The 26,964-nt window shown below is 61.3% G+C and carries 32 protein-coding genes; 22 read left to right on the plus strand and 10 right to left on the minus strand.

Translation table 11 applies throughout. From position 1 onward, the window contains the following. Window positions 1-17 precede the first annotated feature (17 nt). The 6 genes from ACXX83_RS23045 (at window position 18) to ACXX83_RS23070 (ending at window position 5,014) form a co-directional block, all read left to right on the plus strand. Window positions 18-917 (plus strand): energy transducer TonB, encoded by a 900-nt coding sequence (locus ACXX83_RS23045; protein ID WP_015097199.1) that lies wholly within the window; start codon window positions 18-20, stop codon window positions 915-917. A 189-nt stretch (window positions 918-1,106) separates the two neighbouring features. Beyond that, window positions 1,107-1,679 carry a YqgE/AlgH family protein gene (locus ACXX83_RS23050; RefSeq protein ID WP_015097200.1) on the plus strand — a complete coding sequence of 191 codons (573 nt, stop codon included), beginning with the start codon at window positions 1,107-1,109 and terminating at the stop codon, window positions 1,677-1,679. Beyond that, window positions 1,679-2,116 (plus strand): Holliday junction resolvase RuvX, encoded by a 438-nt coding sequence (ruvX, locus tag ACXX83_RS23055; RefSeq protein WP_007975412.1) that lies wholly within the window; start codon window positions 1,679-1,681, stop codon window positions 2,114-2,116. The genes ACXX83_RS23050 and ruvX overlap by 1 nt, the downstream gene beginning before the upstream one ends. A 79-nt stretch (window positions 2,117-2,195) precedes the next feature. After that, window positions 2,196-2,699 carry a bifunctional pyr operon transcriptional regulator/uracil phosphoribosyltransferase PyrR gene (gene pyrR, locus ACXX83_RS23060; RefSeq protein ID WP_015097201.1) on the plus strand — a complete coding sequence of 168 codons (504 nt, stop codon included), beginning with the start codon at window positions 2,196-2,198 and terminating at the stop codon, window positions 2,697-2,699. A gap of 27 nt (window positions 2,700-2,726) precedes the next feature. Then, complete coding sequence (locus ACXX83_RS23065) at window positions 2,727-3,746, plus strand: aspartate carbamoyltransferase catalytic subunit (protein WP_007975410.1); 1,020 nt, start codon at window positions 2,727-2,729, stop codon at window positions 3,744-3,746. After that, entirely contained in the window at window positions 3,743-5,014 is a 1,272-nt protein-coding gene (locus tag ACXX83_RS23070; RefSeq protein WP_095964201.1) for a dihydroorotase, read from the plus strand. The genes ACXX83_RS23065 and ACXX83_RS23070 overlap by 4 nt, the downstream gene beginning before the upstream one ends. A gap of 91 nt (window positions 5,015-5,105) precedes the next feature. On the opposite strand, the gene ACXX83_RS23075 is transcribed toward ACXX83_RS23070, so the two are convergent. Continuing rightward, window positions 5,106-5,525 (minus strand): NINE protein, encoded by a 420-nt coding sequence (locus ACXX83_RS23075; RefSeq protein WP_015097203.1) that lies wholly within the window; start codon window positions 5,523-5,525, stop codon window positions 5,106-5,108. 251 nt (window positions 5,526-5,776) lie between these two features. Between ACXX83_RS23075 and ACXX83_RS23080 the strand changes: the two genes are divergently transcribed. Beyond that, window positions 5,777-6,397 carry a C40 family peptidase gene (locus ACXX83_RS23080; protein WP_015097204.1) on the plus strand — a complete coding sequence of 207 codons (621 nt, stop codon included), beginning with the start codon at window positions 5,777-5,779 and terminating at the stop codon, window positions 6,395-6,397. Between the two features lie 141 nt (window positions 6,398-6,538). Here ACXX83_RS23080 and ACXX83_RS23085 read toward each other — a convergent pair whose 3' ends face one another. Then, the gene (locus tag ACXX83_RS23085; RefSeq protein WP_458549694.1) at window positions 6,539-7,573 is read right to left on the minus strand and encodes a type IV pilus twitching motility protein PilT; all 1,035 of its coding nucleotides are present in this window, start codon (window positions 7,571-7,573) and stop codon (window positions 6,539-6,541) included. A gap of 56 nt (window positions 7,574-7,629) precedes the next feature. Here ACXX83_RS23085 and ACXX83_RS23090 point away from each other — a divergent pair, with 56 nt between their 5' ends. The 10 genes from ACXX83_RS23090 (at window position 7,630) to ACXX83_RS23135 (ending at window position 14,610) form a co-directional block, all read left to right on the plus strand. Continuing rightward, complete coding sequence (locus tag ACXX83_RS23090; RefSeq protein WP_015097206.1) at window positions 7,630-8,316, plus strand: YggS family pyridoxal phosphate-dependent enzyme; 687 nt, start codon at window positions 7,630-7,632, stop codon at window positions 8,314-8,316. A 35-nt stretch (window positions 8,317-8,351) separates the two neighbouring features. Further along, a complete protein-coding gene (proC, locus tag ACXX83_RS23095) occupies window positions 8,352-9,170 on the plus strand; it encodes a pyrroline-5-carboxylate reductase (protein WP_007975403.1) in 819 nt (272 codons plus the stop codon). A 10-nt stretch (window positions 9,171-9,180) separates the two neighbouring features. After that, window positions 9,181-9,771, plus strand: coding sequence for a YggT family protein (locus tag ACXX83_RS23100; protein ID WP_015097207.1), 591 nt, complete (start codon window positions 9,181-9,183; stop codon window positions 9,769-9,771). 4 nt (window positions 9,772-9,775) lie between these two features. Further along, window positions 9,776-10,069 carry a DUF167 domain-containing protein gene (locus ACXX83_RS23105; RefSeq protein ID WP_015097208.1) on the plus strand — a complete coding sequence of 98 codons (294 nt, stop codon included), beginning with the start codon at window positions 9,776-9,778 and terminating at the stop codon, window positions 10,067-10,069. 184 nt (window positions 10,070-10,253) lie between these two features. After that, window positions 10,254-11,393 carry a homoserine O-succinyltransferase MetX gene (metX, locus tag ACXX83_RS23110; RefSeq protein WP_015097209.1) on the plus strand — a complete coding sequence of 380 codons (1,140 nt, stop codon included), beginning with the start codon at window positions 10,254-10,256 and terminating at the stop codon, window positions 11,391-11,393. Between the two features lie 7 nt (window positions 11,394-11,400). Continuing rightward, entirely contained in the window at window positions 11,401-12,021 is a 621-nt protein-coding gene (gene metW / locus ACXX83_RS23115) for a methionine biosynthesis protein MetW (RefSeq protein WP_007975398.1), read from the plus strand. 26 nt (window positions 12,022-12,047) lie between these two features. Beyond that, on the plus strand, window positions 12,048-12,482 hold the full coding sequence (locus ACXX83_RS23120; RefSeq protein ID WP_095964210.1) for a DUF4426 domain-containing protein: 435 nt from the start codon (window positions 12,048-12,050) through the stop codon (window positions 12,480-12,482). Continuing rightward, window positions 12,479-13,075 carry an RdgB/HAM1 family non-canonical purine NTP pyrophosphatase gene (gene rdgB, locus ACXX83_RS23125; protein ID WP_007975395.1) on the plus strand — a complete coding sequence of 199 codons (597 nt, stop codon included), beginning with the start codon at window positions 12,479-12,481 and terminating at the stop codon, window positions 13,073-13,075. The genes ACXX83_RS23120 and rdgB overlap by 4 nt, the downstream gene beginning before the upstream one ends. Then, window positions 13,072-14,277 carry a radical SAM family heme chaperone HemW gene (gene hemW / locus ACXX83_RS23130; protein WP_458549695.1) on the plus strand — a complete coding sequence of 402 codons (1,206 nt, stop codon included), beginning with the start codon at window positions 13,072-13,074 and terminating at the stop codon, window positions 14,275-14,277. The genes rdgB and hemW overlap by 4 nt, the downstream gene beginning before the upstream one ends. Window positions 14,278-14,286: 9 nt before the next feature. Further along, complete coding sequence (locus ACXX83_RS23135; protein WP_007975393.1) at window positions 14,287-14,610, plus strand: DUF3392 domain-containing protein; 324 nt, start codon at window positions 14,287-14,289, stop codon at window positions 14,608-14,610. Window positions 14,611-14,741: 131 nt separating this feature from the next. Here the strand turns inward: ACXX83_RS23135 and trmB are convergent, their stop codons facing one another. The 4 genes from trmB to ACXX83_RS23155 form a co-directional block, all read right to left on the minus strand. Then, window positions 14,742-15,467, minus strand: coding sequence for a tRNA (guanosine(46)-N7)-methyltransferase TrmB (gene trmB / locus ACXX83_RS23140; protein ID WP_458549696.1), 726 nt, complete (start codon window positions 15,465-15,467; stop codon window positions 14,742-14,744). Between the two features lie 9 nt (window positions 15,468-15,476). Then, on the minus strand, window positions 15,477-16,271 hold the full coding sequence (locus ACXX83_RS23145) for a thiazole synthase (RefSeq protein WP_458549697.1): 795 nt from the start codon (window positions 16,269-16,271) through the stop codon (window positions 15,477-15,479). Between the two features lie 60 nt (window positions 16,272-16,331). After that, complete coding sequence (gene thiS, locus ACXX83_RS23150; protein ID WP_160386128.1) at window positions 16,332-16,532, minus strand: sulfur carrier protein ThiS; 201 nt, start codon at window positions 16,530-16,532, stop codon at window positions 16,332-16,334. Window positions 16,533-16,603: 71 nt separating this feature from the next. Further along, window positions 16,604-16,984, minus strand: coding sequence for a DUF423 domain-containing protein (locus ACXX83_RS23155; protein WP_217836618.1), 381 nt, complete (start codon window positions 16,982-16,984; stop codon window positions 16,604-16,606). A 74-nt stretch (window positions 16,985-17,058) separates the two neighbouring features. Between ACXX83_RS23155 and mtgA the strand changes: the two genes are divergently transcribed. Beyond that, window positions 17,059-17,781 (plus strand): monofunctional biosynthetic peptidoglycan transglycosylase, encoded by a 723-nt coding sequence (gene mtgA / locus ACXX83_RS23160; RefSeq protein ID WP_458549698.1) that lies wholly within the window; start codon window positions 17,059-17,061, stop codon window positions 17,779-17,781. Between the two features lie 159 nt (window positions 17,782-17,940). On the opposite strand, the gene rpoH is transcribed toward mtgA, so the two are convergent. The 4 genes from rpoH to ftsY all read right to left on the minus strand — a co-directional run bounded on the left by rpoH (window position 17,941) and on the right by ftsY (window position 22,117). Then, the gene (gene rpoH, locus ACXX83_RS23165; RefSeq protein ID WP_007975386.1) at window positions 17,941-18,795 is read right to left on the minus strand and encodes an RNA polymerase sigma factor RpoH; all 855 of its coding nucleotides are present in this window, start codon (window positions 18,793-18,795) and stop codon (window positions 17,941-17,943) included. 120 nt (window positions 18,796-18,915) lie between these two features. Beyond that, on the minus strand, window positions 18,916-19,938 hold the full coding sequence (ftsX, locus tag ACXX83_RS23170; RefSeq protein ID WP_007975385.1) for a permease-like cell division protein FtsX: 1,023 nt from the start codon (window positions 19,936-19,938) through the stop codon (window positions 18,916-18,918). Next, window positions 19,935-20,606: a cell division ATP-binding protein FtsE gene (ftsE, locus tag ACXX83_RS23175; RefSeq protein WP_007975383.1), complete on the minus strand. Its 672-nt coding sequence runs from the start codon at window positions 20,604-20,606 to the stop codon at window positions 19,935-19,937. Before ftsE ends, ftsX begins: the two co-directional genes overlap by 4 nt. Then, on the minus strand, window positions 20,603-22,117 hold the full coding sequence (gene ftsY, locus ACXX83_RS23180; RefSeq protein WP_458549699.1) for a signal recognition particle-docking protein FtsY: 1,515 nt from the start codon (window positions 22,115-22,117) through the stop codon (window positions 20,603-20,605). Before ftsY ends, ftsE begins: the two co-directional genes overlap by 4 nt. Before the next feature lie 343 nt (window positions 22,118-22,460). Between ftsY and ACXX83_RS23185 the strand changes: the two genes are divergently transcribed. Genes ACXX83_RS23185 through ACXX83_RS23200 form a run of 4 tightly spaced genes read left to right on the plus strand, consistent with a single transcriptional unit; the run spans window position 22,461 to window position 26,962 of the window. Beyond that, window positions 22,461-23,816, plus strand: a complete 1,356-nt coding sequence (locus ACXX83_RS23185) for a M16 family metallopeptidase (protein WP_458549700.1) — start codon at window positions 22,461-22,463, stop codon at window positions 23,814-23,816. Further along, the gene (locus ACXX83_RS23190) at window positions 23,809-25,299 is read left to right on the plus strand and encodes a M16 family metallopeptidase (RefSeq protein ID WP_458549701.1); all 1,491 of its coding nucleotides are present in this window, start codon (window positions 23,809-23,811) and stop codon (window positions 25,297-25,299) included. The genes ACXX83_RS23185 and ACXX83_RS23190 overlap by 8 nt, the downstream gene beginning before the upstream one ends. Further along, window positions 25,299-25,907, plus strand: coding sequence for a 16S rRNA (guanine(966)-N(2))-methyltransferase RsmD (gene rsmD, locus ACXX83_RS23195; protein ID WP_015097219.1), 609 nt, complete (start codon window positions 25,299-25,301; stop codon window positions 25,905-25,907). Before ACXX83_RS23190 ends, rsmD begins: the two co-directional genes overlap by 1 nt. A gap of 56 nt (window positions 25,908-25,963) precedes the next feature. Then, complete coding sequence (locus ACXX83_RS23200) at window positions 25,964-26,962, plus strand: hydrolase (protein ID WP_458549702.1); 999 nt, start codon at window positions 25,964-25,966, stop codon at window positions 26,960-26,962. Window positions 26,963-26,964 lie beyond the last annotated feature (2 nt).

A 26,964-nucleotide genomic window follows, 5' to 3' on the forward strand; every position in this document is an offset into this window, starting at 1 on the left:
ATGTTGGTTTCCTTGTCATGACCCTCCCGTCCGATCTGCCTGCCGAACTCGCCCACCGTGGCGTGCGCCCGGCCGATCGCCTCGGTTTTACCCTGTTCCTGGCGGCGCTGATCCACCTGGCCTTGCTGCTGGGTGTCGGGTTTGCCGTGGTCGAGCCGAAGCAAATCAGCAAAACCCTGGAAATCACCCTCGCCACCTTCAAAAGCGAAAAGAAGCCCGAGAAAGCCGATTTCCTGGCCCAGGAGAATCAGCAAGGCAGCGGCACCCTGGACAAAAAGGCGATCCCCAAGACCACCGAGGTCGCGCCCTTCCAGGACAACAAGGTACAGAAAGTCACGCCACCGCCGGCCGCCAAGCCTGAAGCGCAGGAAGCCCCGCCGAAGGCTGCCGTGACCACCGTGGCGCCGAAGCCGAAAAAAGCCCCCGCCAAGACCGAGGAGCCCAAGACCGAGGTCAAACCTCAGGTCCAGGCGCCGACGTTCGACAGTGAGCGGCTGTCCAGCGACATCGCCAGCCTGGAAGCGGAACTGGCTGCCGAACAACAACTGTACGCCAAGCGCCCACGCATCCACCGCTTGAGCGCCGCCTCGACCATGCGCGACAAGGGCGCCTGGTACAAGGACGAATGGCGCAAGAAAGTCGAACGCATCGGCAACCTCAATTACCCCGACGAAGCACGGCGCAAACAGATCTACGGCAATTTGCGCCTGATGGTGTCGATCAACCGTGACGGCTCGCTGTATGAGGTGCTGGTACTGGAATCTTCAGGCCAGCCGCTGCTGGACCAGGCGGCGCAACGGATCGTCCGGCTGGCGGCGCCGTTCGCACCCTTTACCGGGGATCTGTCGGATGTTGACCGGTTGGAGATCATCCGGACCTGGAAGTTTGCCCGCGGCGATCGCCTCTCAAGCAACTGACCAGCATATAACCCTGTGGGAGCGGGCTTGCCCGCGAAGAGGCCGGTACATTTGGCATAAATGTCGACTGACCTGACGCCTTCGCGGGCAAGCCCGCTCCCACAGTGATCTCCATTGTCAGTGAAATCGGGGCATTTCCTGCGCATCTCCGGCTTGTCAGTTCGCCCCTCGAACGCCACACTAGCGCACATGAAAAACGTCAGCCCCAGCTACCTCAAGCATCAATTCCTGATCGCCATGCCGCACATGGCCGACCCGAACTTTGCACACACCTTGACCTACATCGTCGAGCACACGGCCAATGGTGCCATGGGGCTGGTGGTCAACCGTCCGCAAGAGCTGAACCTGGCCGATATCCTTGAGCAATTACGCCCGGAAATCGAACCGCCAGCGCTCTGCCAGCATGTGCCGATCTTCATCGGCGGCCCGGTGCAAACCGATCGCGGCTTCGTCCTTCACCCCAAGGGGCAGAGTTTCCAGGCGACCGTTGATCTGGAAGATGAGTTGTCCCTGTCGACGTCCCAGGACGTACTGTTCGCCATCGCTGACGGCGTCGGCCCGGCAAAAAGCCTGATCGCCCTCGGTTATGCCGGCTGGGAAGCCGGGCAACTGGAGGCCGAACTGGCCCAGAACGCCTGGCTGAACTGCCCGTTTGACGCCGACATCCTGTTCAACACCAGCAGCGAACTTCGCCTGGAAGCGGCCGCCAGACACCTGGGCGTCAACCTCAGCCTGCTGACCAGCCAGGCGGGGCACGCCTGATGGCCCTGAAGCTGATTCTGGGTTTTGACTATGGCACCAAACAGATCGGCGTTGCGGTCGGCCAGGTGATTACCGGCCAGGCCCGTGAGCTGTGCACCCTGAAAGCGCAGAACGGCATTCCTGACTGGAACCAGGTCGAAGCCCTCATCAAAGAGTGGAAACCCGATGCCGTGGTGGTCGGCCTGCCGCTGAACATGGACGGCACGCCCAGCGACATGTGCGCCCGCGCGGAAAAATTCGCCCGGCGCCTGAACGGCCGATTCAACCTGCCCTTCTATACCCACGATGAACGCCTGACCACCTTCGAGGCCAAGGGCGAACGTCTGGCTCGTGGCGGTCAGAAAGGCAGTTACCGCGACAACCCGGTCGACGCCATCGCCGCCGCCCTGTTGCTGCAAGGCTGGCTCGACGAAAATGGCGCACTGTTCGAATCCTGAAGAGCCGCGATGCGTCTCTCTTAGCTACAACCCGAGCCACCTTGCGTGAAACCCGGCTCGGGCCCAAGAAGGAGCAACCATGAGCCTGCCCAATCCCGCCGAACTGATCAGCCAGATGGCCACGCGCCTGAAGGCCCACCTGGAACACCGTGGCATCAGCGACCCGCGCTTCATCGGCATTCGTACCGGCGGCGTCTGGGTGGCCCAGGCCCTGCTCAAGGAGCTGGGCAGCAATGAGCCCCTCGGCACTCTCGACGTCTCCTTCTACCGCGACGACTTCAGCCAGAACGGCCTGCACCCGCAGGTTCGCCCTTCGGCGCTGCCGTTCGAGATCGAAGGCCAGCACCTGGTGCTGATCGACGATGTGCTGATGAGCGGCCGGACCATCCGCGCTGCCATGAACGAACTGTTCGACTACGGCCGCCCGGCCAGCGTGACGCTGGTGTGCCTGCTGGACCTGGACGCCGGCGAACTGCCGATCCGCCCGAACGTGGTGGGTGCGACCCTGTCGCTGGCCGCCCACGAACGGGTGAAGCTGTCGGGTCCGGAGCTCGCGCTCGAACTGCAAGACCTCGCCCTTTAATTCGCCCTATTGAGAGTCCCCCTTGCGATGACGCCTCTAGACACCAAGCGCCCGCTGCAGCTCAATGATCAGGGCCAGCTGCGCCACTTCCTCTCGCTCGACGGTTTGCGCCGTGAGCTGTTGACGGAAATCCTCGACACCGCCGATTCCTTCCTCGAAGTCGGCGCCCGGGCCGTGAAGAAAGTCCCGTTGCTGCGCGGCAAGACCGTGTGCAATGTGTTCTTCGAGAACTCGACCCGTACCCGCACCACCTTCGAACTGGCGGCCCAACGGCTCTCGGCGGACGTGATCACCCTCAACGTGTCCACGTCGTCGGCGAGCAAGGGCGAGACCCTGCTCGACACTCTGCGTAACCTGGAAGCCATGGCCGCCGACATGTTCGTCGTGCGCCACGGTGATTCGGGCGCCGCGCACTTCATCGCCGAGCATGTCTGCCCGCAAGTGGCGATCATCAACGGCGGTGACGGCCGGCACGCGCACCCGACCCAGGGCATGCTCGACATGCTGACCATTCGCCGACACAAGGGCGGGTTCGAAAACCTTTCGGTGGCCATCGTCGGCGACATCCTGCACTCGCGGGTGGCGCGCTCGAACATGCTGGCCCTGAAAACCCTCGGTTGCCCGGACATTCGCGTGATCGCACCGAAGACCCTGCTGCCGATCGGCATCGAGCAATACGGCGTGAAGGTCTACACCGACATGACCGAAGGCCTGAAGGACGTCGACGTGGTGATCATGTTGCGTCTGCAGCGTGAACGCATGACCGGCGGCCTGCTGCCGAGCGAAGGCGAGTTCTACCGCCTGTTCGGCCTGACCACCGCGCGCCTGGCCGGCGCCAAACCCGATGCCATCGTGATGCACCCGGGGCCGATCAACCGCGGGGTGGAAATCGAGTCGGCAGTGGCCGACGGCCCGCACTCGGTGATCCTCAACCAGGTGACCTACGGGATCGCCATTCGTATGGCCGTGCTGTCCATGGCCATGAGCGGGCAGACTGCGCAGCGTCAATTCGAGCAGGGCCAATTCGAACAGGAGAGCGCACAGTGAAGCTCAGCATTCTCGGCGCCCGCGTGATCGATCCGGCCAGCGGCCTGGATCAAGTGACCGATATCCACATTGAAGCCTGCAAAGTCGTCGCCCTTGGCGCGGCGCCCGCCGGTTTTGTCGCCGTCGACACAATCGACGCCAAAGGCCTGGTGGCCGCTCCCGGCCTGGTCGACCTCAACGTTGCCCTGCGCGAGCCAGGTTACAGCCGCAAAGGCTCGATTGTCAGCGAAACCCGCGCGGCGGCGGCTGGCGGCGTGACCAGCCTGTGCTGCCCGCCTAAGACCAAACCGGTGCTGGACACCTCGGCGGTGGCCGAACTGATCCTCGACCGCGCCCGCGAGGCCGGCAACACCAAAGTCTTCCCGATTGGCGCCCTGAGCAAAGGCCTGGACGGTGAACAGCTGGCCGAGCTGGTTGCCTTGCGTGATGCCGGTTGTGTGGCCTTCGGCAACGGCCTGGAGAGCTTCCGCAACACCCGCACCCTGTGCCGGGCACTGGACTACGCGGCAACGTTCGACCTGACGGTGATTTTCAACTCCCAGGATCACGACCTGGCCGAAGGCGGCCTGGCTCACGAAGGCCCGACCGCCAGTTTCCTTGGCCTGCCGGGCATCCCGGAAAGCGCCGAAACCGTCGCCCTGGCCCGGGATCTGTTGTTGGTTGAACAGACCGGCGTGCGCGCGCACTTCAGCCAGCTCACCAGTGCCCGCGGCGTGGAACTGATCGCCCAGGCACAGGCCCGGGGCCTGAAGGTGACCGCGGATGTCGCCCTGTACCAGTTGATCCTGACCGATGAAGCCCTGATCGACTTCAGCAGCCTGTATCACGTCCAGCCGCCGCTACGCACCCGCGCCGACCGCGATGGCCTGCGCGCAGCGGTGAAATCCGGCGTGATCTCGGCCATATCCAGCCATCACCAACCCCATGAGCGTGACGCCAAGCTGGCACCGTTCGGCGCTACCGAGCCGGGCATCAGCAGCGTTGAACTGCTGCTGCCACTGGCAATGACCCTGGTTGAAGACGGCTTGCTGGACCTGCCGACGTTGCTGAAACGCCTGAGCACCGGCCCTGCCGAGGCCTTGCGCCTGCCGGCAGGCAAACTGGCGGTGGGTGGTGCGGCAGACATCGTGCTGTTCGACCCGGCGGCCTCGACCGTCGCGGGCGAAACCTGGTTGTCGAAGGGCGAGAACTGCCCGTTCATCGGCCACAGCCTGCCGGGTGTAGTGCGTTACACCCTGGTGGATGGACGCATTAGCCACCAGGCTTAAAAACAAAAGATCGCAGCCTGTGGCAGCTCCTACAGGGAAATGCATATTCCTGTGTAGGAGCTGCCGCAGGCTGCGATCTTTTGCTCTTCGCTTATCGACGCTGCGCGTTACGCACGGAAACCTGGTCATTCAACGTCCAGAAGTCATACAGCACCCCGAGAAAGAACAACCCGCCGGTGAGCAGGTACAGCAGCCCGCTGATCCATTTCCCCTGATACATCCGGTGCACACCGAACACCCCGAGAAACGTCAGCAGAATCCACGCCACGTTGTATTCGATGGGCCCGGCGGTGAACCGCAGGTCCGCTTCACGGTCCATGGACGGGATCAGGAACAGGTCGATCAGCCAGCCGATGCCCAGCAAACCAAAGGTGAAGAACCAGATCGTCCCGGTCACCGGCTTGCCGTAATAGAAGCGGTGAGCGCCGGTAAATCCGAAAATCCACAGCAAATAACCGATCACTTTGCTGTGGGTGTCTTGCTGCGGATAAGTCTGTTGATAGGGGTTCATGAATGACCTCGATTCATACGATAGATAAATATTCTTCAATTCTTTGTGACTTTTTTACAGGCACCCGACGTATGGCAAATGCTACCTTCACTCCCGTCAAAGCCTTGTAACACCGGACTTCTGTCCGACAATTGCGCCATTCTGCCGCTTTTTTGCCACCATTGTCCCCCAGGTTGAATCGACCAACGGCCTCGGAAGCGGCAAAAAAGCTGTTATAAAGTTGCGCGCTAACTTATTAAGAGCCTTGCCTAATGCGTTCATTTTTCAAGACATGGCTAACCATTTGCCTTTTGATGCCACTGGCCGCCCACGCCACCAATCGTGAGCAACGTCTTCCTAACGTTAATGGTTACACCCCAAAATCCCATGTCTCTGCTCCTTCGAGCAAAGACAAAAAAACCACTAAATATGCTCCAAGCCTGGCCAACAGCAAAAGCGGCCTGGTTCCACCGATGGGCACCAAGGAAAGCAGCGACGTGCTGAGCCGCGCCGTGAACGTCCTTGGCACCCCCTATCGTTGGGGCGGCAGCAGCCCAAGCAAAGGCTTCGATTGCAGCGGCCTGGTGAAATACGCATTCAATGACGCCACGTTCGACCTGCCACGCACCTCCAACGCCATGGCCAGCGGTCATGGGGAGAAAGTCGATCGCAACGACCTGAAGCCGGGCGACCTGATTTTCTTCAACATCAAGAGCCGCCGGGTCAATCACGTCGCCATTTACCTGGGCAACGACCGCTTCATCCACGCGCCACGTCGCGGCAAGTCGGTGAGTATCGACACCCTGAAGAAACCGTACTGGCAAAACCACTACGTGGTTGCCAAGCGGGTTCTGCCGAAAGAGCCGAATCAGATGCGGGTTGTTCAGCGCTGATGTGAAATTTCCACCGCGATCCGGTATTGCGTTGAACACGATGGCCCCTTCGCGAGCAAGCCCGCCCCCACTTTGGAATGCATTCTTCTGTGGGAGCGGGCTTGCTCGCGAAGAGGCCCTTGAAAGCACCACAAATCCTCCTCAAAACCCATCCGGCGACCGCGCTTTCTCCAGCGCATGATCACTACTGATCACCCCCCTGCTCACCAGGCCCTTCAAGCTCATATCCAGCGTCTGCATTCCCAACGCCCCTCCCGACTGAATCGCCGAGTACATCTGCGCCACCTTGTCCTCGCGGATCAGGTTGCGGATCGCCGACGTCCCCAGCATGATTTCGTGGGCCGCGATGCGTCCGCCGCCGACCTTCTTCACCAGCGTCTGGGACACCACCGCCAGCAGCGACTCGGAGAGCATCGAGCGCACCATTGACTTCTCGTCCCCCGGAAACACGTCCACTACCCGGTCAATGGTCTTTGCCGCCGACGTGGTGTGCAGCGTGCCGAATACCAGATGGCCGGTTTCGGCGGCGGTCAACGCCAGGCGTATGGTTTCCAGATCGCGCATCTCCCCCACCAGAATCACGTCCGGATCCTCCCGCAACGCCGAGCGCAAGGCCGTGGCGAAGCTGCGGGTATCGCGGTGGACCTCACGCTGGTTGATCAGGCACTTGCGCGGCTCGTGCACAAACTCGATAGGGTCTTCAATGGTGAGGATGTGGTGATGGCGATGGTTATTGAGGTAGTCGATCATCGCCGCCAGCGTGGTGGATTTTCCGGAACCGGTCGGGCCGGTCACCAGCACCAGGCCGCGGGGAGCGTCGGTCATTTTGCGAAACACTTCCCCCATGCCCAGTTCGTCCATGCTCTGCACTTTCGCCGCAATGGTGCGAAACACCGCACCCGCGCCACGGCTCTGATTGAACGCATTGGCCCGAAAACGCGCCACACCGGGCACTTCAAAGGAAAAATCGATTTCCAGATGCTTCTCAAAGTCCGCCCGCTGGGTGTCATTCATGATGGCATCGATCAGCGCCTGCACCTGTTGGTGGTCCATGGCCGGCAGGTTGATGCGCCGCACATCGCCATCCACCCGAATCATCGGCGGCAGGCCAGCAGACAAATGCAGGTCCGATGCCCCCTGTTTGGCGCTGAACGCCAGCAGTTCAGTGATATCCATAGCGCCTCTCAATTCCAGTAGAATGCCGCGAACCTTCAGACCGCTGGCGCCTCTTGATGTCCACCATAGCAGACAACATTCTCGAAGTTAGTTCGCGCATCCATGCCGCAACACTTGCCGCCAATCGCGCCGAAAACAGCGTCCATCTGCTGGCCGTAAGCAAGACCAAACCCGCACAGGACCTGCGTGAAGCCTACGCCGCCGGCCTGCGCGACTTTGGCGAGAATTACCTGCAGGAAGCGCTGGGCAAACAGCTTGAACTGGCCGACCTGCCCTTGATCTGGCACTTCATCGGCCCCATTCAATCGAACAAGACTCGTGCTATCGCCGAGCACTTCGACTGGGTGCACTCCGTGGATCGTCTGAAAATCGCACAACGTCTGTCCGAACAACGTCCTGCCGATTTACCGCCCCTGAATATCTGCATTCAGGTCAACGTCAGCGGTGAAGCCAGCAAATCCGGCTGCACCCCGGCTGACCTGCCGGCCCTGGCCAGTGCCATCAGCGCCCTGCCGCGCCTGACGTTGCGCGGGCTGATGGCCATCCCTGAGCCGACTGAAGATCGCGCCGCCCAGGACGCCGCGTTTGCGGCCGTGCAAAGCCTGCAAGCCAGCCTGAATCTGCCACTAGACACACTTTCCATGGGCATGAGCCACGACCTTGAGTCGGCCATTGCCCAGGGCGCCACCTGGGTCCGTATCGGTACGGCCCTGTTTGGCGCCCGTGATTACGATCGGCCATAACCCATGACCGACTCTCTTCTTTATAAGGACCTGACATGAGCAAGACGCGTATTGCCTTTATCGGTGCCGGCAACATGGCCGCCAGCCTGATCGGCGGCCTGCGGGCCAAGGGTCTGGAAGCCGCGCAGATCCGCGCCAGCGATCCGGGCGAAGAAACCCGCGCCCGCGTGAGCGCTGAACACGGTATCGAAACCTTCGCCGACAACGCCCAGGCCATCGAAGGCGCCGACGTCGTCGTCCTTGCGGTCAAGCCGCAGGCGATGAAAGCCGTGTGCGAAGCGATTCGCCCAAGCCTCAAGCCCCATCAACTGGTGGTGTCGATCGCTGCAGGCATCACCTGCGCCAGCATGAACAACTGGCTTGGCGCCCAGCCGATCGTGCGCTGCATGCCCAACACCCCGGCGCTACTGCGTCAGGGCGTGAGCGGCTTGTTCGCAACAGCCCAAGTGACCGCCGAACAGCGCCAGCAAGCCCAGGAGCTGCTGTCCGCGGTCGGCATCGCCTTATGGCTCAATGAAGAGCAGCAACTGGACGCCGTCACCGCCGTTTCCGGCTCGGGCCCGGCGTATTTCTTCCTGCTGATCGAGGCCATGACCGCCGCCGGCGTGAAACTTGGCCTGCCGGCAGACATCGCCGCGCAACTGACCCTACAAACCGCACTGGGCGCCGCGCACATGGCGGTCTCCAGTGACGTCGACGCGGCCGAGCTGCGCCGCCGTGTCACCTCCCCTGCGGGCACCACGGAAGCTGCAATCAAGTCGTTCCAGGCCAATGGCTTTGAAGCCCTGGTCGAAAAAGCACTCGGCGCTGCCGCGCATCGCTCGGCCGAGATGGCCGAACAACTGGGTCAATAAGGAGCTTTTCATGATTGGATTGAACACCGCAGCGGTCTACGTGCTGCAAACCCTCGGCAGCCTGTACCTGCTGATCGTGCTGATGCGCTTCGTACTGCAACTGGTGCGGGCGAACTTCTACAACCAGATCTGCCAGTTCATCGTCAAGGCCACCCAGCCGCTGCTCAAGCCGCTGCGCCGGATCATCCCGAGCGTGTTCGGCCTGGACATGTCCTCGCTGGTGCTGGCGATCCTGGTGCAACTGGCACTGATGGCCCTGACCCTGTTGCTGACCTACGGCACCATCGGCAACCCGCTGCAACTGCTGATCTGGTCGCTCATCGGTGTGACCGCGCTATTCCTGAACATCTTCTTCTTTGCCCTGATCATCAGCGTGATCCTGTCCTGGGTCGCACCGGGCAGCCATAACCCGGGCGCCGAACTGGTGAACGACATCTGCGAGCCGGCCCTGGCGCCGTTCCGCAAGTTCCTGCCGAACCTGGGCGGGCTTGATCTGTCGCCGATCTTTGCGTTCCTGGCAATCAAACTGGTCGACATGCTGGTGATCAACAACCTCGCCGCCTTGACCATGATGCCGGAAATCCTCCGCGTGTTGATCTGACCCGGTGAGCTGGTTTCGCTGGGACGGTGACGACCTGATTCTGGAGTGTCACCTGCAACCGGCAGCCCGTAGCGATGACTTCGCCGGGCTGCACGGTGATCGTCTGAAGATCCGCCTGACCGCGCCGCCAGTCGAGGGCAAGGCCAATGCGTATCTGATGGCGTTTCTGGCCAAGGCGTTTGGCGTGTCCAAGAGCCAGGTCAGCTTGATCAGTGGCGAGTTGAACCGGCAGAAACGGGTGCGGATCTGCTCGCCGAAGAAGTTGCCGGATTTGCCTGATCTGGTGCGTCCAGCCTGATCCACCGAGTCGCCTCATTCGCGAGCAAGCCCGCTCCCACAGGGTAATGCGCTCCTCTGTGGGAGCGGGCTTGCTCGCGAATGGTGCACCTCGGTCTTACTGAAAGAAATCAGGCCCGGCCTTTGCTTGCCGCTAACCCCAGCGGTCTTTAGACTTACGCCTCATTTCAATGAGAGCAGGGTCGATGCCAGCTGCCTTTCCCCCCGATTCTGTTGGTCTGGTGACGCCGCAAGTGGCGCACTTCAGCGAGCCGCTGGCTTTGGCCTGTGGTCGTTCGCTCCCGGCCTATGACCTGATCTACGAAACCTACGGCACGCTCAACGCCACGGCGAGCAACGCCGTGCTGATCTGCCACGCCTTGTCCGGGCACCACCACGCTGCTGGCTACCACAGCGCCGACGACCGTAAACCCGGTTGGTGGGACAGCTGCATCGGCCCCGGCAAGCCAATCGACACCAACAAATTCTTCGTGGTCAGCCTGAACAACCTCGGCGGCTGCAACGGCTCCACCGGCCCGAGCAGCATCAACCCGGACACCGGCAAGCCGTTCGGCGCCGATTTCCCGGTATTGACCGTCGAGGATTGGGTGCACAGTCAGGCGCGCCTGGCCGATCGCCTCGGCATCGCCCAGTTCGCGGCCGTGATCGGCGGCAGCCTCGGCGGCATGCAAGCGATGCAATGGAGCATCACCTACCCCGACCGCATCCGTCACTGCCTGGCCATCGCCTCGGCCCCCAAGCTGTCGGCACAGAACATCGCGTTCAACGAAGTGGCGCGCCAGGCGATCCTCACCGACCCCGAATTCCACGGCGGTTCGTTCCAGGAACAGGGCGTGATCCCCAAGCGCGGCCTGATGCTGGCGCGGATGGTCGGGCACATCACCTACCTGTCCGACGACTCCATGGGCGAAAAATTCGGCCGCGGCCTGAAGAGCGAGAAGCTCAACTACGACTTCCACAGCGTCGAGTTCCAGGTCGAAAGCTACCTGCGCTATCAGGGCGAAGAGTTCTCCGGGCGCTTTGATGCCAACACGTACCTGTTGATGACCAAGGCGCTCGATTACTTCGATCCGGCGGCGAACTTCGACGATAACCTGGCGAAAACCTTTGAAGGTGCCAAAGCCAAGTTCTGCGTGATGTCGTTCACCACCGACTGGCGCTTCTCCCCTGCCCGCTCGCGCGAGCTGGTGGACGCGCTGATGGCCGCGCGCAAGGACGTCTGCTACCTCGAGATCGACGCACCGCAAGGCCACGACGCCTTCCTGATTCCGATCCCGCGCTACCTGCAGGCATTCGGCAATTACATGAACCGCATTACGTTGTGAGAAAGCCATGAGAGCTGATCTGGAAATCATCCAGGAATGGATCCCCGCCGGCAGCCGCGTGCTCGACCTCGGGTGCGGCGATGGCGAACTGCTGACATGGCTGCGCGACAACAAGCAGGTCACCGGTTATGGCCTGGAAAACGACGCCGACAACATTGCCGAGTGCGTGGCCAAGGGCATCAACGTCATCGAACAGGACCTGGACAAGGGCCTGGGCAACTTCGCCAGCAACAGTTTCGACATCGTGGTCATGACCCAGGCGCTGCAAGCCGTGCATTACCCGGACAAGATCCTCGAAGAAATGCTGCGCGTGGGCCGTCAGTGCATCATCACCTTCCCGAATTTCGGTCACTGGCGCTGCCGCTGGTACCTGGCGAGCAAGGGCCGGATGCCGGTTTCCGAGTTCCTGCCGTACACCTGGTACAACACGCCGAACATCCACTTCTGCACCTTCGCGGACTTTGAAGCCTTGTGTCGCGAACGTGAAGCGAAGGTCATTGATCGGCTTGCCGTGGATCAACAGCATCGGCACGGGTGGGCCAGTAAGCTATGGCCTAATCTGTTAGGTGAGATCGGAATCTACCGCGTCAGCAGTCCGGGACTTTCCGACCACAAGGTCGCGGTCTGATCCAACTTATTTCAAGGAGAACGATCATGGGTCGTCTTGCTTTGTTTCTACTCACTGCCTGCCTGAGCGTCACCGCCATGGGCGCCGAAGCCATCAAGGGCGAGCGCCAGGAAACCTTCGGCGACGTGACGGTGCACTACAACACCTTCAACTCCACCTACCTGACCCCGGACATTGCCAAGTCCGCCGAACTGGTCCGCAGCAAGAACCAGGGCGTGATCAATATCTCGGTGCTCAAGGAAGGCAAGCCACTGATGGCCCAGGTGAGCGGTTCGGTCAAAGACCTGACCAGCCAGACCGTGCCACTGAAGTTCAAACAGATCACCGAACAAGGCGCGATCTACTACATCGCGCAATATCCGGTGGATCAGCAGGAAGTCCGCACCTTCGAGATCAAGGTGCAGACCGGTGACAAAATCAACACCATCAATTTCAACCAAGAGCTCTTCCCTGGCCAATGATCAACTTCACGCAACTCGTATTGGCCAGCCATAACGCCGGCAAACTCAAGGAACTCCAGGCCATGCTCGGCGAGTCGGTGCATCTGCGCTCGATCGGCGAGTTCAGCAGCGTCGAGCCTGAAGAAACCGGTCTGTCGTTCGTCGAGAACGCCATCCTCAAGGCCCGTAATGCCGCGCGCATTTCCGGTTTGCCGGCGCTGGCCGACGATTCCGGGCTGGCGGTGGATTTCCTCGGTGGTGCGCCTGGCATTTATTCGGCGCGTTATGCCGACGGCAAGGGCGATGCAGCGAACAACGCCAAGCTCCTCGACGTGCTGAAAGACGTACCTGAAGCCGAGCGTGGGGCGCAGTTCGTCTGCGTGCTGGCACTGGTACGTCACGCCGACGATCCGTTGCCGATCCTCTGCGAAGGTTTGTGGCACGGGCGAATCCTGACCCAGGCCAGCGGCGAACACGGTTTTGGCTACGACCCGCTGTTCTGGGTGCCGGAGCGCGATTGCTCCAGCGCCGAGTTGAGCCCTGCCGACAAGAACCAGATCAGCCACCGCGCCCGTGCAATGGATCTGCTGCGCCAGCGTCTGGGCTTGAAATGACCCGTGAATCATCCGCGTCGCCGCTGATCTTCGGCGGCGACGCTTCATCGCCCCGGGCGGCATTGCCTGTGTTGCCGCCCCTGGCGCTGTACATCCACATCCCGTGGTGTGTGCGCAAATGCCCTTATTGCGACTTCAACTCCCACACCGCCAGCCCTGTGCTGCCGGAAGAAGAGTATGTCGACGCGTTGCTGGCGGATCTCGACCAGGACCTGCACGCCGTCTATGGCCGTGAACTGAGCTCGATCTTCTTTGGTGGTGGCACGCCGAGCCTGTTCAGTGCCGATTCCCTGGGTCGCTTGCTCAAAGGCGTCGAACAACGCATCCCCTTTGCCAGCGACATCGAAATCACGCTAGAAGCCAACCCGGGTACGTTCGAGCAAGACAAGTTCGTGGCGTACCGGAAACTGGGGATCAACCGCCTGTCGATCGGCATCCAGAGCTTCCAGCAGGAAAAACTCCAGGCCCTGGGCCGGATTCACAACGGCGACGAAGCCGTACGTGCCGCCGGCATGGCGCGGCAGGCCGGCTTCGATAACTTCAACCTGGACTTGATGCATGGCTTGCCGAATCAGTCCCTGGACGATGCCTTGGCCGACCTGCGCACAGCCATCGCCCTGAAACCGACACACCTGTCATGGTATCAACTGACCCTGGAACCGAACACGGTGTTCTGGAACCAGCCGCCGACACTGCCGGAAGACGACACGCTGTGGGACATTCAGGAGGCCGGGCAAGCGCTGCTGGCCGAACACGGTTACGCACAGTACGAAGTCTCGGCCTATGCCCTGCCCGGTCGCCCGGCGCGACACAACCTTAACTACTGGAGTTTTGGCGACTTCATCGGCATTGGCGCCGGTGCCCACGGCAAGCTCAGTCACCCGGACGGGCGCATTGTCCGCACCTGGAAAACCCGCCTGCCGAAGGATTACCTGAATCCGGCGAAAAGCTTCCGGGCCGGCGAGAAAGCGCTGACCAACGACGAAATGCCGTTCGAATTCCTGATGAACGCGCTGCGCCTGACAGAAGGCGTCGAATCGCGGCTGTACCCTGAACGTACCGGCATGCCCCTGGAAAGCCTTGCCGAAGGCCGACGTGAAGCCGAACAAAGCGGCCTGTTGCAGGTCGAACCGTCACGCCTGGTAGCCACCGAACGCGGACAACTCTTCCTCAACGACTTGCTGCAGAAATTTCTGACATAAGGAAATCGAATGGATTTGGTACTCGACCTGCTTGCCACCGTGTCTCGCTGGAGCCGCAGCAACCTCTCGGAAATCGCCCTGGCCCTGGTGGGCTGCCTGCTGGTGCTGTTTGGTGCGGATTTCAAAGGCTGGGTCGAGCAGCGCCTGGGCAGCATCGCTGGCGCCTTGCGCGTGCCACTGATGGCCCTGCTGTGCATGATCGGCAGCGGTGCAGCGCTGATCTACGCCACACCATGGGTCGTACGCGGCTTGAGCCAATTCAACAACTACAGCCTGGCGCCGGTGTTGTTGGTGGTGCTGGTACTCATTGGCGTAGTAGCTGACCGCCGCTGATCTCAAGCCACACACAAAACAAATGTGGGAGCGGGCTTGCTCGCGAATGCGGTGTGTCAGACAGCACTTCTGTCGACTGACACTCCCTCTTCGCGAGCAGGCTCGCTCCCACAGTTAGTATTGGGTGATGCTTAGGACTGCTTCTCGAACTTCAAATCCCAAACGCCATGCCCAAGACGCTCGCCACGGCGTTCGAACTTGGTGATCGGGCGCTCGGCCGGGCGCGGTACGCACTTGCCGTCTTCGGCCAGGTTGCGGTAACCCGGCGCAACGTTCATCACTTCCAGCATGTATTCTGCGTACGGTTCCCAGTCGGTGGCCATGTGCAGAATGCCGCCGACCTTCAACTTGCTGCGTACCAGCTCGGCGAAGGACGCCTGGACGATACGACGCTTGTGGTGACGGCTCTTGTGCCACGGATCCGGGAAAAACAGCATCAGGCGATCAAGGCTGTTATCGGCCACACAGCGGTTGAGCACTTCGATCGCATCGCAATCGTAGACCCGCAGGTTGGTCAGGCCTTGCGTCAGCACGCCATTGAGCAGCGCCCCGACACCCGGACGGTGAACCTCGACGCCGATGAAGTCCTGGTCCGGCGCAGCCGCTGCCATTTCCAGCAACGAATGGCCCATGCCGAAACCGATTTCCAGCGAGCGCGGTGCCGAGCGACCGAACACCTGGTCGAAATTCACCGGCGCGTCGGCCAGCGGCAGCACGAACAGCGGCGCGCCCTGCTCCAGGCCGCGTTGCTGGCCTTCGGTCATGCGCCCGGCGCGCATCACGAAACTCTTGATGCGGCGGTGTTGGCGCTCGTCGCCTTCTTCCGCCTGGATTGGCGTGTCGTTCGATTCAGTCATCAATGGCTCTTACTTGATCAGACCATCCAGCGGCGAAGAGGCGCTGGCATAGAGTTTTTTCGGCATACGCCCGGCAAGGTAAGACAGGCGGCCTGCGACGATCGCATGTTTCATGGCTTCAGCCATCATGACCGGCTGCTGGGCGTGGGCAATGGCCGAGTTCATCAGCACCGCATCACAACCCAGCTCCATGGCGATGGTGGCGTCGGAAGCGGTACCGACGCCGGCATCCACCAGCACCGGGATTTTGGCTTCTTCGAGGATGATCTGCAGGTTGTACGGATTGCAGATACCCAGACCCGAACCGATCAGTCCGGCCAGTGGCATCACCGCGATGCAACCGATTTCCGCCAGTTGCCGGGCGATGATCGGGTCATCGCTGGTGTAGACCATCACGTCGAAGCCTTCCTTGACCAGCGTTTCAGCGGCCTTGAGGGTTTCGATCACGTTGGGGAACAGGGTTTTCTGATCGGCCAGCACTTCCAGCTTCACCAGATTGTGGCCATCGAGCAGCTCACGGGCCAGGCGGCAGGTGCGCACGGCTTCGATGGCGTCGTAGCAACCGGCGGTGTTCGGCAGGAAGGTGTAGCGATCCGGCGACAGCACTTCGAGCAGGTTCGGCTCGCCCTCGATCTGACCGAGGTTGGTGCGGCGCACGGCGAAGGTGACGATCTCGGCACCCGAGGCTTCGATGGCCAGGCGGGTTTCTTCCATGTCACGGTACTTGCCGGTACCGACCAGCAAACGCGACTGGTAAGTACGACCAGCCAGGACGAAAGGCTTGTCGCTGCGAACGATGCTCATGGGAAATCCTCTGTAGGGGTGAGGTTCTTGCAGAATTCTGTGGCCACTCGGCCGAAACTACTAGCCGCCGCCGATGGCGTGCACCACTTCGACGTTGTCGCCGTCGTTCAACGTGGTGTCTGCATGCTGACTGCGCGGGACGATATCCAGATTGAGTTCGACCGCCACCCGGCGTCCGGTCAGGTCCAGACGGGTGATCAGGGCCGCAACGGTTTCACCGTCGGGCAGTTCAAAGGATTCGCCGTTCAACTGAATGCGCATGCCGGATGCCGCCATCATTTTTTGGGGCAGGCATTCTAGCCCGATCATGACCTAAAGGTCAGCAACAAGCGTCAAGCGGTAAGCTGCAAGCGCCAGGCGGCGAGTCCCAGGCAGAACCAGCCCACGAGGAATGCTAGACCGCCGAAAGGCGTGATGATGCCGAGCTTGCTGATACCCGTCAGCGTCAGCACGTAAAGACTGCCGGAAAACAGCAGGATTCCGACGGCAAACGATGCGCCGGCCCAGGTGACCAAACGACCGGGAACCTGCGCGGCCAGCGCTGCGATACCGAGCAACGCCAGGGCGTGCACCAGTTGGTAGGTGACGCCAGTGTGGAAGATCGCCAGGTACTCGGCGCTCAGGCGGTTCTTCAGGCCATGGGCGGCAAAGGCCCCGAGGCCGACACCGGTGAAGCCGAAAAAAGCGGCCAGCATCAGAAAGCCACGCAGCATGCAGAACTCCAGTCAGTTTCGATCCAAAGGGTCTGTATAATGGCCCGCTCAACGGGTTCGGCCAAGCCATCTCTATGCTGCGTATCTATTTCCGTCATTTCTCCAAGGCCGTGCTCTGGTTCATGGGTGGCAGCGTATTGCTGGTGCTGATCTTTCGCGTGGTGCCGCCTCCGGGGACGACGCTGATGGTCGAGCGCAAGATCGAATCCTGGTTTGACGGTGAGCCCATCGACCTGCAACGGACCTGGAAACCCTGGGACGAGATCTCCGACGACCTGAAAGTCGCGGTGATTGCCGGCGAAGACCAGAAATTCCCGGAGCACTGGGGCTTCGATATCGGCGCGATTCAGGCGGCGTTTGCCCATAACGAGCGCGGCGGTTCGATCCGTGGCGCCAGCACACTCAGCCAGCAAGTCTCGAAAAACCTGTTCCTGTGGTCTGGCCGCAGCTGGCTGCGCAAAGGCCTGGAAGCCTGGTTCACCGGGCTGATCGAAGTGTTCTGGCCAAAGCAGCGAATTCTTGAGGTGTACCTGAATAGCGTTGAGTGGGATGACGGGGTGTTTGGCGCAGAGGCTGCGGCACGGCATCATTTTGGGACCAGCGCGAAAAACCTCAGCCTACAGCAATCGAGCTTGCTGGCCGCCGTACTGCCAAACCCGCGGGTCTGGAGCGCAAGCCATCCGACTTCCTACGTTTCACGCCGGGCTGGCTGGATCAGGCAGCAGATGAGCCAGTTGGGTGGGGACAGCTATCTGGTCGGGCTGAACGATTCGCGCCGGGCGCCTTGGTCCCAATAACCGATCACAATTCTTCAGGCCCTGAAAACCACTGTGGGAGCGGGCTTGCCCGCGATGACGGCCTGACATTCAACTTATGTATTGAATGTTCGGACCTCATCGCGAGCAAGCTCGCTCCCACAGGATCACTGCTCGGTTTTTTTACTGCCTGCTCGCCAGTTACGCAGCGATCGACAACTTGAGCTTGTTCATCGCGCTCTTCTCGAGCTGGCGAATACGCTCGGCCGACACGTTGTACTTCTGCGCCAGGTCGTGCAGCGTGGCTTTTTCTTCCGCCAGCCAGCGCTGGTAGAGAATGTCACGACTACGGTCGTCCAGCACTTCCAGCGCTTCGTGCAGGTTGTGATTGGAGTTGTCGCTCCAGTCGGCGTCTTCCAGTTGACGTGCCGGATCGTACCGGTGGTCTTCCAGATAGTTGGCCGGCGACTGGAAAGCACTGTCGTCGTCCGCTTCGGCAGCCGGGTCGAAGGCCATGTCATGGCCGGTCAGGCGGCTTTCCATCTCGCGCACTTCCCGAGGCTCTACGCCCAGGCTTTCAGCGACGCGATGAACTTCCTCGTTGTTCAACCAGGCCAGGCGTTTTTTCTGGCTGCGCAGGTTGAAGAACAGCTTGCGCTGGGCCTTGGTGGTCGCGACTTTCACGATGCGCCAGTTGCGCAGGATGAACTCGTGGATTTCCGCCTTGATCCAGTGCACGGCAAAGGACACCAGGCGCACGCCCATTTCCGGGTTGAAGCGCTTCACGGCCTTCATCAGGCCGACGTTGCCTTCCTGGATCAGGTCAGCCTGAGCCAGGCCGTAGCCGGAATAGCTACGGGCGATATGTACGACAAAACGCAGGTGGGCGAGCACCATCTGCCGAGCCGCCCCCAAATCCTGCTCATAATAGAGACTCTCGGCCAGTTCACGCTCCTGCTCCGGCGACAGCAATGGAATGCTGTTGACGGTGTGCACATAGGCCTCCAGGTTCGCACCCGGGACCAGAGCATATGCAGGTTGCAAAGAATTGGTCATACGAAAAAACCTCCGACTTACAAACTCGTGCAGTTCAGCACTGCGAAAATTGACCGGAAACCGAAAGACAAGTTCCCTAAACCCCATAAACGCTGAAAGGTCAATACGAGCAAAATGATACTACTTAGGCGCAAGCTCCCTCAGGTGGCGTGCGACTGCAATCCATGCACCGATATACCCCAACAGCACCGCGCCAAGCAAGAGAGACAGACCGTCGGCAACTGGCACTCCAGCCAGCGCAAAATCACTACCGTACAGACCGGCCAGCCCTACCACCGCGTCGTTCAGCCAATCAAGGCCGAACGCAAGCACGCCCCAGGACAGAATCCCCGCACCGAAGCCATACAGCGCCCCCATGTACAGGAAGGGCCTGCGCACATAGCTGTCAGTGCCGCCAACCAGTTTAATCACTTCTATCTCTGTGCGGCGGTTTTCAATATGAAGACGAATGGTATTGCCTATCACCAAAAGTAATGCAGAAACCAGAAGCACGGTCAGACCGAAGACAAAACGGTCACCCAGCTTGAGGATGGCTGCCAGACGCTCGACCCAGACTAAATCAAGTTGCGCCTGCTGTACCTTCGGCAGCTCGGATAGTTTTTGTCTTAATGCTTCAAGGGCCGGCTTGTCGACCTCGTTCGGCGTCACCAGGACCACGCCCGGCAGCGGGTTCTCCGGCAATTCCTTGAGCGCCTCGCCCAGCCCCGACTGTTGCTGGAACTCTTCCAGCGCCTGATCCCGGCCAACGTATTCGGCGTCGGCGACGCCCGGCATGCCCTTGATCTGATCGCGCAGCGATTCACCTTCGGCCGGCTTGGCCTCAAGGTCCAGATACAGGGAAATCTGCGCCGCGCGCTGCCAGGAACCACCCAGACGCTCGACGTTACTTAGCAAAAGTGACAGCCCCATGGGCAAGCTCAGGGCCACCGCCATCACCATGCAGGTGAAAAAACTGCCGATAGGCTGCTTACCCAGGCGGCGCAGGCTGTCGACCATGCTGGCGCGATGGCTTTCGATCCAGGCGCGGAACAACGTGGCGAAGTCCGGCCCGTCGTCATCGTCGTGTTTTTTCTTTTGCGGCTGCGGATCGGCGGCTTTCGGGGCCACGCGCTCGGAAACCTTGGGGCTACGTGTTGCACTCATACCGCGGCCTCCCCGTCACCGATCAATCGACCGCGTTGCAGCGTCAGCATGCGATGGCGCATGCGAGCGATCAGGGCCAGGTCGTGACTGGCGATCAGCACGCTGGTGCCCAGGCGATTGATGTCTTCGAACACACCCATGATCTCGGCGGCCAGACGCGGGTCGAGGTTACCGGTCGGTTCATCCGCCAGCAGCAAGGCCGGGCGATGGACGATGGCGCGGGCGATGCCGACGCGCTGCTGCTGACCGGTGGACAGGTCGCCCGGGTACAAATCGGTTTTATCCGACAGCGCTACTCGCTCCAGCGCCGAGTCCACGCGCTTGGCGATCTCGGCCTTGGACAGCCCCAGGATCTGCAAAGGCAACGCGACGTTATTGAACACCGTGCGATCGAACAACAACTGGTGATTCTGGAACACCACGCCGATCTGCCGACGCAGGAAAGGAATCTGTGCGTTGCTGATGGTGCTCAGGTCTTGCCCGGCGAGCAGCAATTTGCCGCTGGTCGGACGCTCCATGGCCAGCAACAGCCGCAACAAGGTGCTTTTACCGGCGCCGGAATGGCCGGTGACAAACAGAAACTCGCCACGACGGACTCGAAAGCTCAGCTCATGCAAGCCGACGTGACCGTTCGGGTAGCGCTTACCGACCTGTTCGAAACGAATCATGAACGCTCCCGCTCGGCAAACAATGCCTGGACAAAGGGTTCTGCTTCAAAGGTACGCAAATCATCGATGCCTTCGCCAACGCCGATGTAGCGGATCGGCAGGCCGAATTGCTTGGCCAGGGCGAAAATCACCCCGCCTTTGGCGGTGCCGTCGAGCTTGGTCAGCGCCAGGCCGGTCAGTTCGACGGTCTGGTTGAATTGTTTGGCCTGGTTGATGGCGTTCTGGCCCGTGCCGGCGTCAAGCACCAGGAGCACTTCGTGGGGTGCGTCGGCGTCGAGCTTGCCGATCACCCGGCGAACCTTTTTCAGCTCTTCCATCAGGTTGTCTTTGGTGTGCAGGCGGCCGGCAGTGTCGGCGATCAGCACATCGATGCCGCGAGCCTTGGCGGCCTGCACGGCATCGAAGATCACCGAGGCCGAGTCAGCGCCAGTATGCTGGGCGATCACCGGGATCTTGTTACGCTCGCCCCAGACCTGCAACTGCTCTACCGCCGCAGCACGGAAGGTGTCGCCGGCGGCAAGCATGACTTTCTTGCCTTCCAGCTGCAGTTTCTTAGCCAGCTTGCCGATGGTGGTGGTCTTGCCAGCACCGTTGACGCCGACGACCAGAATCACGAACGGTTTGTTCTGCGAGGCGATTTTCAGCGGCTGCTCGACGGGCTTGAGCATGGCCGCCAGCTCGGCTTGCAGGGATTTGTACAGGGCGTCGGCGTCGGCCAGCTCCTTGCGCGCAACCTTCTGCGTCAGACGCTGAATGATCACCGAAGTGGCTTCGACACCGACGTCGGCGGTCAGCAAACGGGTTTCGAGGTCCTCGAGCAGTTCATCATCAATGACCTTTTTGCCCAGGAACAGGCTGGCCATGCCTTCGCCGATACTGGCGCTGGTCTTGGACAGGCCCTGCTTGAGGCGGGCGAAGAAACCGGCTTTGGTTTCTTCGGTGCGTACGGGTTCTACCGGGTTTTCGACGGGCGTCGTGATCGGCGCAGGCGTCGGAGCGGGGGCCGGCGCTTGAGCAACCGGAGCAACCGGAGCAACGAATACCGGAACCTCTGGCTGGCTGACAACGGGAACAGGCTCGGCCACGACGGCGGGTTCAACCATCGCTTCGACCACAGGCGCGTGAACCGGTGCAGGCGTAAACGCTGCCGGGGCCGGAATCGGCGGGGTCACGTGGGGGGCCAGGTCATTTTCGACCAATGCCACGGGCTCTTCGGCTACCGGCAGGGTCAACCACGGTTCGGCTGTAGGGGCCAGCGGCCGCTCGGTGACAATTTTGCTAACGGGTTCGGGAGCGGCTTCGACCTTGGGTTGCAGCAACGGCTCGGCAACCGGCAGAACAACCGGCGCGGGCGCTTCTTCTATTACCGGGACCGGCGTCGGCGCTGGCTCAGGAATGGCTTGTGGCTGTTCGACGACGGGTTCCTGCGGCTTTTTGCGCAGCCATCCGAACAGGCTTTTCTTCTCGCCAGCCGCAGCTGGGGTCTTCTTGTCGTCGTTGGAACCAAACATGGAGGACGGCTATCTCACGGTAGCGACGCGCCAATGGCGCCCCGGTAAATAAATAATCGATGCAGAACAGACTGTGATTGACCCAGCTTGTTCACGCGCAACATTTTGTCGAGGTGCCAACGGCACCTCAAAGGTCGACTAATACGAAGGACTGAAACGGCATCGTCGGCGAAAACGCAGAGTTTAGCTGACAAACTCAAAGTTTCTGCCGGTAACCCATACAACCCGCAGGCCAATCAAAGGCCTGATAGGCGTGGCCGCCAGTAAAACGGATCAGTATCCTAGCACCCTCTCGCCCGCTGACGCTAAGAACAAGCGGGCAGCCCCAAAGGTTTGAAAACGAATGAATGCTCTTGCCCGCCGCGCCGCAGGCCTGCTGCTCAGCACAGTTTGCCTGCCCCTTTCGGCCCTGGCTGCCGACCCGCAACCCACCCACGAATTCACTCTCGACAATGGCTTGAAGGTGGTCGTGCGCGAAGACCATCGTGCGCCTGTTGTGGTTTCCCAGGTCTGGTACAAGGTCGGCTCCAGCTATGAGACGCCGGGCAATACCGGCCTGTCCCACGCTCTGGAACACATGATGTTCAAGGGCAGCGAGAAGGTCGGCCCCGGTGAAGCCTCGCTGATCCTGCGCGACCTCGGCGCCGAAGAGAATGCATTCACCAGCGACGACTTCACCGCGTACTACCAGGTGCTGGCCCGGGATCGCCTGGGCGTAGCCTTCGAACTGGAAGCCGACCGCATGGTCAGCCTGCGCCTGCCGGCCGACGAGTTCGCCAAGGAAATCGAGGTCATCAAGGAAGAACGTCGCCTGCGCACCGACGACAAGCCGATGTCCAAAGCCTATGAGCGCTTCAAGGCCATGGCTTACCCGGCCAGCGGCTATCACACGCCGACCATCGGCTGGATGGCCGATCTTGAGCGAATGAAGGTCGAAGAACTGCGCCACTGGTACAAGACCTGGTACGTGCCGAACAACGCCACGCTGGTGGTGGTCGGCGACGTGACGCCTGACGAAGTCAAGGCTCTGGCCCAACGCTATTTCGGCCCGATCGCCAAGCGTGATGTGCCGGCCGCGAAAAAGCCGCTGGAGCTGGCCGAACCGGGCGAGCGCCAGATCACCCTGCATGTGCAAACCCAACTGCCCAGCCTGATGCTGGCCTTCAACGTGCCGAGCATTGCCACCGCCGAAGACAAACGCCTGGTCAATGCCCTGCGCCTGATCTCGGCGCTGCTCGACGGCGGCTACAGCGGGCGCATCCCGACGCAACTGGAGCGCGCAGAAGAACTGGTGTCCGGCGGCTCGTCGAGTTACGACGCCTACACCCGTGGCGATAGCCTGTTCACCCTGTCGGCATCGCCAAACTCGCAGAAACACAAGACCATCGCCCAGGCAGAAGCCGGATTGTGGAAGCTGCTCGATCAGTTGAAAACTACTGCGCCGACTGCCGAAGAACTCGAACGGGTTCGTGCACAAGTCATCGCCGGCCTGGTCTACGAGCGTGACTCGATCACCAGCCAGGCCACAGCCATTGGCCAACTGGAAACCGTCGGCCTGTCATGGCGGCTGATGGACACCGAACTGGCCGACCTGGAAAGCGTCACTCCGGAAGATATCCAGAAAGCCGCCAAGCTGTATTTCACCCGCGAACGTCTCAGCGTCGCCCATGTACTGCCTCTGGAGACGACTCATGAGTGAGCGTAAACCCTCCCGCCTGGTCCTGATCGGGCTGATCGCTGCCGCCGTTATCGGCTCTGCCGCGTTCTATCTGTCACGCTCCGGCGAAACCAGTGCCAGTGAAGCCCTGGACAAAGCCAAGGCCAGCCAGAAACTGCAATCGCTGACCGAGCTCAACGGCAAGGCGCCGGACCACCGCAAGCTGGACGTGCAGACCTGGAACACGGCCGAAGGCACCAAGGTGCTGTTCGTCGAAGCCCATGAGCTGCCGATGTTCGACATGCGCCTGATCTTCGCCGCCGGCAGCAGCCAGGACGGCGATACGCCGGGCCTGGCGCTGTTGACCAACGCCATGCTCAACGAAGGCGTGGCCGGCAAAGACGTCGGCGCCATTGCCCAGGGCTTCGAAGGCCTGGGCGCCGATTTCGGCAACGGTGCTTACAAAGACATGGCAATCGCTTCACTGCGCAGCCTGAGTACCAAGGACAAGCGCGAGCCGGCCCTGAAGCTGTTTGCCGAAGTCATCGGCAAGCCGACCTTCCCTGCCGACTCACTGCTGCGCATCAAGAACCAGATGCTCGCCGGTTTCGAATACCAGAAACAGAACCCCGGCAAACTGGCGAGCCTGGAACTGATGAGCCGCTTGTACGGTGATCACCCGTACGCGCATTCCAGCGACGGCACGGCGAAAAGCGTACCGGCGATCACCCAGGCACAGCTGCGTGCTTTCCACGAGAAAGCCTACGCAGCGGGTAACGTGGTGATCGCGCTGGTCGGCGACCTGTCCCGCGCCGAAGCCGAAACGATTGCCGCACAGGTTTCCGCCGCCCTGCCCAAAGGTCCGGCATTGCCAAAAGTCGCGCAGCCGACTGAGCCGAAGGCGAGCATCGGCCACATAGAGTTCCCGTCCAAGCAGACCAACCTGATGCTCGCGCAATTGGGCATCGATCGCGACGATCCAGACTACGCGGCGTTGTCCATGGGTAACCAGATTCTCGGTGGCGGCGGTTTCGGCACCCGGTTGATGAGCGAAGTGCGCGAGAAGCGTGGCCTGACTTACGGCGTGTATTCGGGCTTCACCCCGATGCAGGTGCGCGGCCCGTTCATGATCAACCTGCAGACCCGCGCCGAGATGAGCGAAGGCACCCTGAAACTGGTGCAGGACGTCCTGGCCGACTACCTTGAAACCGGCCCGACCGAAAAGGAGCTCGACGACGCCAAGCGCGAACTGGCCGGCAGCTTCCCGCTGTCCACCGCCAGCAACGCCGATATTGTCGGCCAACTGGGCGCCATCGGTTTCTACAACCTGCCGTTGAGCCACCTGGAAGAATTCATGCAACAGTCTCAGGCCTTGACCGTCGAACAGGTCAAAGCCGCCATGAACAAACACCTGGGCACGGACAAAATGGTCATCGTCAGCGCTGGCCCGACCGTGCCGCAAAAGCCGTTACCGGCCCCTACTGATAAACCTTCCGAGCAGCCGCTCGGGGTTCCGGAGCATTAATGGCCAGTCCCAAGAAACCCGCCAAAAACGTCCATAACGGCGTGAACCAGTTGCGCATCATCGGTGGCGAATGGCGCAGCCGTAAGTTGAGCTTCCCCGACGCCCCGGGCCTGCGCCCGACGCCAGACCGCGTGCGTGAAACCCTGTTCAACTGGCTCGCGCCTTACGTGCCGGGCGCCAAGGTGCTCGACCCGTTCACCGGCAGCGGCGCGCTGTTCCTCGAAGCCCTGTCCCGCGGCGCGGCCATGGGCCAGGCGCTGGACGCCAGCAGCATCGCGGTGTCCAGCCTGAAAGAGCACCTGGGCACCCTGCGGTGCACCAACGGCCAGGTCCAGACCGCCGATGCCCTGCGATATCTGGAAACCCAGACAGCAACGGCCTACGACCTGGTGTTCCTCGACCCACCGTTCAACCAGAACCTGCTGCCCGCCGTTTGCAAGTTGCTCGAAGAGCGCCAATGGCTGGCCGAAGATGCCTGGGTGTACACCGAAAGCGAGTCCGCGCCGTCGACCCTGGGCCTGCCGGAGAACTGGCGCCTGCACCGCGAGCAGAAATCCGGGCGCGTCTACTACTCGTTGTGGCAACGTATGGCAGAGATCGCCGGTTAATCGACCGGCCTGAAAAAGGTGCGTACCCGCTACGCACCGCTGCATCGAGAAAGAACGTGCCCCATCCGCCAGAACGCTTCACCCCAGCCTTCGGCCTCGGTAACCCGCACTTGCAAACCTTGTGGGGGCCGCTGTGGCGTAAAACCGTGCACATCGGCCGCGAACGCGAACGCCTGTGGCTTGATGATGGCGATTTTCTCGATCTGGACTGGCACGGTCCGCACAGCGTCGACGCGCCCTTGGTGCTGGTGCTGCACGGGCTCACCGGGTCCTCGAATTCACCTTATGTCGCTGGCTTGCAAAAAACCCTGGGTGACCGGGGTTGGGCCAGTGTCGCGCTGAACTGGCGCGGTTGCTCGGGCGAGCCCAATCTGCTGCCACGCAGTTACCACTCCGGTGCCAGTGAAGACCTGGCTGAAGCGATCAAACACCTGCGGGCCAAACGACCTCTCGCGCCACTGTATGCGGTGGGTTACTCCCTCGGGGGTAATGTCCTGCTCAAGCATCTGGGCGAAACCGGCAGCGACAGCGGCGTGACGGCAGCCGTGGCGGTATCGGTGCCGTTCCGCCTGGACCAGTGCGCCGACCGCATCGGCCAGGGTTTCTCCAAGGTTTACCAGGCACATTTCATGCGCGAGATGGTCGCCTACATCAAGAACAAACAGCGACAGTTCCAGCACGACGGACGCGAGGATGGACTAGCCGCCCTGGCGGCCCTCGGATCACTGGAAAACATGCGCACGTTCTGGGATTTCGATGGCCGCGTCACCGCGCCACTGCACGGGTTCGCCGATGCAGAGGATTACTATCGCCGTGCATCAAGTCGCTATTTCCTTGGCGAAATTCGCACGCCGACCTTGATGATCCAGGCCGCCGACGATCCGTTCGTGTTTCCCCACAGCCTGCCGCACGCCGACGAGTTGTCTGCATCCACGCAATTCGAACTGCAAGCCAAGGGCGGGCATGTCGGCTTCGTCGACGGCACGCTCAGGCAACCGGGTTACTACCTTGAACGGCGCATCCCCGAGTGGCTGGCCGCCACAGGGCGCGCTTGAAT

The sequence above is a fragment of the Pseudomonas sp. GNP012 genome, from assembly GCF_054343835.1.